We start from the raw sequence: 6,531 nt of genomic DNA on the forward strand, positions 1-6,531 counted from the left end.
ACCGGCCCCGGACGAGCCGGGGCACAGTCGGACAGATCGGACGCGCGGTCGCTCGGTCCGGCGGGAATCCGACGGGCCGTCAGGCGTCCTGGGTGGTCCGCTCGGCCGCCCGCTCGCCCTTGTCCGGGACGACGAAGCGGTAGCCGACGTTGCGCACGGTGCCGATCAGCTGCTCGTGCTCGACGCCGAGCTTGGCCCGCAGCCGCCGCACGTGCACGTCCACCGTCCGGGTGCCGCCGAAGTAGTCGTAGCCCCAGACCTCCTGGAGCAGCTGGGCCCGGGTGAAGACCCGGCCCGGGTGCTGCGCCAGGTACTTGAGGAGCTCGAACTCCTTGAAGGTGAGGTCCAGCACCCGGCCCTTGAGCTTGGCCGAGTAGGTGGCCTCGTCCACCGAGAGGTCGCCGTTGCGGATCTCCATCGGGCTGTCGTCGACGGCCACCTGGAGGCGGCCCATGGCGAGCCGGAGCCGGGCCTCGACCTCGGCCGGGCCGGCCGTGTCCAGCAGCACGTCGTCGATGCCCCACTCGGCGGTGACGGCGGCCAGGCCGCCCTCGGTGACCACCAGGATCAGCGGGCAGCCGATGCCGGTGGAGCGCAGCAGCTGGCACAGGCTGCGGATCTGCGGCAGGTCGCGCCGGCCGTCGACCAGGATCACGTCGGCCGAGGGGGTGTCCACCAGGGCGGAGCCCTCGGCGGGGGCGACGCGGACGTTGTGCAGCAGGAGTCCGAGGGCGGGCAGCACCTCGGCGGAGGGCTGCAGGGCGTTGGTGAGGAGCAGGAGTGAACTCATACCCGGTGGTCCCCTTTCCGGGTCGTCGCGGACGTGGCCGGCGGTCCTGACGGAGCGTCGGCCACGGAGCAGGTGGGGGTGGGGACGTCCGAGGGGCGAGACACGACCGGTTCGGGGGTGAACAGTGCGGGCCGGGGCGCACGCGCGGGGTCCCGCAACCCCTGGTGCTCCGTCACTGCCCTGCTCATCCGCGAACCTTCCGGTCTGCTCCCGCCGCACACCGCCCGTCCGCGCCCCGCACGTCCTTGTGCGGTTTGGGCCGGGCGGCCCCCCGGGACGGCCGGCGCGGGTGGGGCGCCGGCCTCCGGAGGCCATCCGTACGTGACGTCCTGAAAGCACAAAAGGACCCGGGGGCGACTCTGCCCAGGTCCCTCTCTGCGCACGAGAATAGCCGACCACCCCTCGCCGGGGGAGGGGCGCGCGACGATGCCTGGGCCACACCGGGGCCGTTCGGGCGTGACCCGGGGGCGCTCCGCGCCGTTCTCCCGGTGCCGCGCGCGCCGTGCGCGAGCAGCGGCATTGCGGCATCCGGGGCGGGCCGGTCCATCATGGGAGCCGCACCGGCCGCACCGTACGTGTACACCTTTGGCGTGGGTGCCCCGGCAGCAGGGCCGGGGTGCCGCACCGGGCGGGGACGTAGGAGGAGGACAGCCATGACGGCGACCGCGGACCACACTTCCACCCCGCGGGTGACGGACCCGGGGGCCGCCCGGGTGACCGTGCGGTACTGGGCGGCGGCCAAGGCCGCGGCCGGGCTGGCGGAGGAGGAGGTGCCCGCGGCCACCCTCGCCGAGGCCCTCTCGGCCGTCCGTGGGCGCCACCCCGGCAACGCCCGCCTGCACCAGGTGCTGGCGCACTGCTCCTACCTGGTCGACGGCGAGCAGGTCGGCAACCGCGACCACGCCACCGTCGACCTCCCGCCCGGCGCCACCGTCGAGGCCCTCCCGCCCTTCGCCGGCGGCTGACGGGCTGCGCCCCGAGCCGCCCGCAGGGCGGTCAGGGGCGCGAGGAACTGCGCGCAGGGGAACGGCACCACGTGCAACTGGCTCTCGTGCCCCGATCTGGCGGTGGTCCGCCTTCCGTACCCGCGCAGTTCCTCGCGCCCCTGGGTCGCTGCCCTGCCGGATCTCATCCCCAATCTCAGGAGCACCACATGACCCTCACCGCAGATCCCGTCCGTCGGAGCGGGACGCCGATCGTCGAGCCGGGCCTGCCGGTGGCCGGGCTGACGGCCGGGCTCTGTGCTGTGCTGGCGGCGGCCTCGCTGGCCGGCGGGCGATGGGGGCTGGCGGTAGCGCTGACGGTGGCTCAGGGGCTGACCGCGGTGGGGTGGTTCAGGCTGCACGGGATGTGGCCGGCCCGGCAGGGGATCGCGGCGGTGGCGCTGGCGGGCGTGGTGGCGGACCTCGCGGTGCTGGGTGCCGGGGCGGTGGGGCTGCTGGGCGCGCTCGGGACGTACCTGGTCGCGGTGCTGGTCTGGCAGACCTTCCGGCCGTCCGATCCGGCCGAGCGGTTCTACGCCCTGACGGTGCTGGCCTCCGGCGTGGTGCTGGCCGGGCTGGAGGCCTCGCTGCTGCTGGGCGGCCACACCCCGGCCGCGCTGCTGGCGGTGGCGGTCGCGGTGCTGCTGGCCGCCACCCCGGCCCCGGCGGCGGTGGCCGTCGCGGCGGCGCTGCTGCTCGGCGCCACCGCCGGGGTACTGGCGGGCGGTCCGCCGGTGCAGGCGGTGCTGGTGACGGTCGGCGCCCTGGTCGGGCGGCGGGTGGCCTCGTACGATTTCCCGTCGAGGTTCGTGCACTTCACCGCCGGGGTGGTGCTGCCGGTGGCGGTGGCCGCCCCGCTGGCCTGGATCGGGTCCGCGCTCCCGCTCTGACGTCCGCCTGTCGAGACGCGGTGTCCATGACGATCGCCGCCGCGGCCTCCGGGTGCCCCGCCGGGCGGCCCGGGCCGTGCCGCTGAGCGGCGCAGTCCGGCGGAATCCCGGAATGTGAGCGGATTCGTCTCAGTATTCGACATGCTGATGACAGCGGCCGTTTCGGTTCCCTAGCATCGTCGGCATGAAGCGACAGGCGGACCTCACGAAGCGGCGGGCGGTAGACCTGTGCCGCGTGTCCGCCTGCCTGTGTCGAATGCGCTGACCGGGCGGTTCTGACCGGTACGTCCGGCCCCGTCCACCCCGCCGAGCACCTCTGGCCTGGTATTTCCTGCCGTGGCCGACTCGGCCTCCCGATCTCTTGCCCCATCCCGGCTGCACCCACCCGCGTCTCGTCATACGAGACGACGTTCGGTACGGGCTGCCGCCGGGCGCTGCCCGCACACACCTTCCGCAGTACCGCCCCCGGATGGAGACACCACCATGAGCCGCAGTGACGTCCTGGTCGACGCCGACTGGGTCGAGGCCAACCTCGACAACCCGAAGGTCGTCGTCGTCGAGGTCGACGAGGACACCGCCGCGTACGACCTGAACCACATCCGCAACGCCGTCCGGATCGACTGGAAGCAGGACCTGCAGGACCCGGTCCGCCGCGACTTCGTCGACCAGGCCGGCTTCGAGGCGCTGCTCTCCAAGAAGGGCATCGGCAACGACGACATCGTGGTGCTCTACGGCGGCAACAACAACTGGTTCGCCTCGTACGCCTACTGGTACTTCAAGCTCTACGGCCACGGCGACGTCCGCCTGCTGGACGGCGGCCGCAAGAAGTGGGAGCTGGACGCCCGCGAGCTGGTCGCCGAGGTGCCCGAGCGCGCCGCGACCGAGTACAAGGCCCAGGAGCAGGACAAGTCCATCCGCGCCTTCCGCGACGACGTGGTGAACGCGATCGGCACCCTCAACCTGGTCGACGTCCGCTCGCCCGACGAGTTCGCCGGCCGCCTGCTCGCCCCGGCCCACCTGCCGCAGGAGCAGTCGCAGCGCCCGGGCCACGTCCCGTCCGCCCGCAACATCCCGTGGGCCAAGAACGCCAACGACGACGGCACCTTCAAGTCGGACGACGAGCTCGCGGCGCTCTACACCGCCGAGGGCGTCGACCTGGCGAAGGACACCATCGCCTACTGCCGCATCGGCGAGCGCTCCGCGCTCACCTGGTTCGTGCTGCACGAGCTGCTCGGCCAGACCAACGTCAAGAACTACGACGGCTCGTGGACCGAGTACGGCAGCCTGGTCGGCGTTCCGATCGAGCTCGGCGACAACTGAGCCTCGGCGCTCGAACCGTAAGGAAGGAAGACAGACATGTGCGGTGCGAAGGCCGGCGGCCCCGACCTGGCAGGAGTTGACGTGGCCAAGGAGACGATCATCCAGGGTTCCGTGACCCGCGACGGCGAGCCCGTCAACGGTTACGTCCGCCTCCTCGACGAGGGCGGCGAGTTCACGGCCGAGGTGCCCACCTCGGCGACCGGGCAGTTCCGCTTCTTCGCCCGTCCGGGCAAGTGGACGCTGCGCGCGCTGGTCCCGGGCGCGACCGTGGACCGCGTCGTGGTCGCCTCCCAGGGCGCCCAGACCGAGGTCGCGATCGCGGTCTGAGGACCCGTCACGACCACGGCGCCACCCGTGGCAGACGGCGGCCCCGTCACCCCCGCGCAGGGGGAGGCGGGGCCGTCCGCGTGCCGGGCGTCGGTTCCCGCACCCCGTAGGGTGGTTGCCCCGCGACCTACCCGCCGGTTCTCATTGGAGGGGAGAGAACCGGGGGACACGGGGGAGTGCGATGACGGGGGCAAGGGTGGCGCCGTTGGCCGGGGACGACCCGGTCCGGCTGGGGCCGTACCGGCTGCTCGGGCGGCTGGGTGCGGGCGGCATGGGCCGGGTCTACCTGGCCCGCGAGGACGGGCCGGACGGCAGGCTGGCGGCCGTCAAGACGCTGCTGCCGGAGGGCAGCCGCGACGAGGTGGACCGGCACCGGTTCGCCCGCGAGGCCAGGCTGGCCCAGCGGGTGGAGAGCGAGCACACCGTCCGGGTGCGCGGCGCCGATCCGGACGGCGACCCGCCGTGGCTGGCCCTCGACTACGTACCGGCGCCCTCGCTCGGCGAACTGGTCCGCACCGCCGGGCGGCTGCCCGGCTCCGCCGTCCGCTGGCTGGCCGCCGGGACGGCCGAGGCGCTGATGGTGCTGCACGCGCACCGCATCGTGCACCGCGACGTGAAGCCCTCCAACATCCTGCTGCCGCTGGACGGCCCCCGGCTGATCGACTTCGGCATCTCGCACGCCGCCGACCTCACCCGTACCGGCCTCACCCTCGGCACCCTCACCTTCACCTCGCCCGAACAGGCCCGGGGCGAACGCTCGGAGGCCGCCTCCGACGTCTACTCGCTCGGCGCCACCCTGTTCCACCTCGCGGTCGGCCGCCCTCCGTACCCGGACCACCACGACACCCTCCAGCTGCTCGCCCTGGTGCAGCACAACCGGCTCGACCTGACCGGCCTCCCCAAGGAACTGACCCCGCTGGTCCGCCCCTGCCTGGCCGCCGCACCCGGCGACCGGCCCACCCCCGCAGAGCTGCACGCCGCCTTCCTCGCCTCGCTGGACGGCCTCCCGGTCTCCTCCAGCGGCAGCCGCTGGCTCCCACCGCGCTGGACCGCCCTGATCGACGCGTACGAGCGGCGCGGCCGCGAGCTGGAGCTCGCCCACCCGTCCGGCGGCGAGTCGGCACCCACCAGGCTCGGACGGGTCCGGCGTCCCGGGTACGTCCCGGCTCCGCCGACACCCGCAGCGCCGATGCCCGCAGCGTCGACGCCTGAGCCGGCGCCGGCTCTGCCCGCCACACCGCCACCTGCCCCTGCGGCACCCGCCCCTGCGTCACCCGTCGGGCCGTCACCTGTCGGACCGTCACCCGCCGCGCCGGCACCGGATGTTCGGCCGCAGTCCGCTGCCCGACCGCCCGCGGCGGCCCAGGGGCCCTCGGTGCCGCCGCCCGTCACCACCCTCCCGCTCCGACGGCCGTCCGTCCCGCCGCAGTCTCCCGTCCCGTCCCGGTTCCCGTCGCCGTCCTGGCCGGCACCCGCACCCGCACCCGCACCTGCACCGGTGCCGGCGGCACCCGGGCAGGACAGCCGCCCGCCGCAGCGGCCCGAGCGGCCCGAGCGGCCGCGCGCCCGCTGGTGGCCCGTCCTGCTGGCCGGGGTGCTGGTGTTCGTGATCGCCGCCGGTGCCGTCCTGCTGCGTCCGTGGCAGTGGGGCGAGGGCGGCGGGGCGGGCGACACCCCCGGGGCCCACGGCACCACGCCGCCCGTCTCCGCGCCGGCCACCCCGCCCACCGACGACCCGGGCCTGATCGCCAACCTGGCCTTCCAGGGCGTCGCGGCCGGCGAGTGCCTGAGCACCCACCGGCTGCCGGGCGGCACCTGGTCCACCCCGTTCCCGGAGGAGGTGCCGTGCGGTTCGGCCGAGGCGCGCCTCAAGGTCCTCGCGGCCCTCCCGGGCACCAGCGCCAAGGGCTGTCCGGACGGCGTGGGCCGGGGCTCCTGGGTGCACGCGGCGCCGATGGCCGAGACCACGCTCTGCCTGGAGCGCCAGTACCGGGAGGGCGAGTGCTTCCCGGTGAAGGGCACGGACGGGGATCCGCAGCTGCGGGCGGAGGACCTGCTCGGCAGTTGGCCGTGCGACGGGGCGCCCGCCGGGGCCCAGGGCTACGACGCGCGCGCTGCGGATCACCGCCGTGCACCCGGGCCCGGTGCCGGACGGCGGCTGCCGCCGCGGCACGGACGACCAGGCCGTCTACCGCCAGTTGGAGGTGAACGGCGGCACCGT

General features: G+C 74.7%; 7 protein-coding genes. 6 read left to right on the forward strand and 1 reads right to left on the reverse strand.

What is annotated here, in order from left to right:
• Positions 1 to 79 precede the first annotated feature (79 nt).
• The gene (locus tag ABD946_RS23985) at positions 80 to 790 is read right to left on the reverse strand and encodes a response regulator transcription factor (RefSeq protein WP_345286856.1); all 711 of its coding nucleotides are present in this window, start codon (positions 788 to 790) and stop codon (positions 80 to 82) included.
• A 653-nt stretch (positions 791 to 1,443) separates the two neighbouring features.
• On the opposite strand from ABD946_RS23985, the gene ABD946_RS23990 reads away from it, so the two are divergent.
• From ABD946_RS23990 to ABD946_RS24010, 6 genes are all read left to right on the forward strand, one after another.
• A complete protein-coding gene (locus tag ABD946_RS23990) occupies positions 1,444 to 1,755 on the forward strand; it encodes a MoaD/ThiS family protein (protein ID WP_345286858.1) in 312 nt (103 codons plus the stop codon).
• Positions 1,756 to 1,943: 188 nt separating this feature from the next.
• A complete protein-coding gene (locus ABD946_RS23995; protein ID WP_345286859.1) occupies positions 1,944 to 2,663 on the forward strand; it encodes a hypothetical protein in 720 nt (239 codons plus the stop codon).
• A gap of 184 nt (positions 2,664 to 2,847) precedes the next feature.
• Positions 2,848 to 2,928, forward strand: coding sequence for a putative leader peptide (locus ABD946_RS42895; RefSeq protein ID WP_350529122.1), 81 nt, complete (start codon positions 2,848 to 2,850; stop codon positions 2,926 to 2,928).
• Positions 2,929 to 3,146: 218 nt separating this feature from the next.
• Positions 3,147 to 3,983 (forward strand): sulfurtransferase, encoded by an 837-nt coding sequence (locus ABD946_RS24000; protein ID WP_345286861.1) that lies wholly within the window; start codon positions 3,147 to 3,149, stop codon positions 3,981 to 3,983.
• 36 nt (positions 3,984 to 4,019) lie between these two features.
• Positions 4,020 to 4,310: a DUF1416 domain-containing protein gene (locus tag ABD946_RS24005; RefSeq protein WP_057227860.1), complete on the forward strand. Its 291-nt coding sequence runs from the start codon at positions 4,020 to 4,022 to the stop codon at positions 4,308 to 4,310.
• Positions 4,311 to 4,491: 181 nt separating this feature from the next.
• A partial coding sequence (locus tag ABD946_RS24010) for a serine/threonine-protein kinase (protein ID WP_345286864.1) occupies positions 4,492 to 6,531 on the forward strand: 2,040 nt, incomplete at its 3' end.

The organism is Kitasatospora albolonga (assembly GCF_039535905.1).
In the GTDB taxonomy this organism is placed as follows: Bacteria; Actinomycetota; Actinomycetes; order Streptomycetales; family Streptomycetaceae; genus Kitasatospora; species Kitasatospora albolonga.

What these genes read in the sequence shown, in the direction of transcription:
- ABD946_RS23985 (WP_345286856.1), bottom strand. Translation starts at nt 790, where the DNA reads ATGAGTTCACTCCTGCTCCTCACCAACGCCCTGCAGCCCTCCGCCGAG.
- ABD946_RS23990 (WP_345286858.1), top strand. Translation starts at nt 1,444, where the DNA reads ATGACGGCGACCGCGGACCACACTTCCACCCCGCGGGTGACGGACCCG.
- ABD946_RS23995 (WP_345286859.1), top strand. Translation starts at nt 1,944, where the DNA reads ATGACCCTCACCGCAGATCCCGTCCGTCGGAGCGGGACGCCGATCGTC.
- ABD946_RS42895 (WP_350529122.1), top strand. Translation starts at nt 2,848, where the DNA reads ATGAAGCGACAGGCGGACCTCACGAAGCGGCGGGCGGTAGACCTGTGC.
- ABD946_RS24000 (WP_345286861.1), top strand. Translation starts at nt 3,147, where the DNA reads ATGAGCCGCAGTGACGTCCTGGTCGACGCCGACTGGGTCGAGGCCAAC.
- ABD946_RS24005 (WP_057227860.1), top strand. Translation starts at nt 4,020, where the DNA reads ATGTGCGGTGCGAAGGCCGGCGGCCCCGACCTGGCAGGAGTTGACGTG.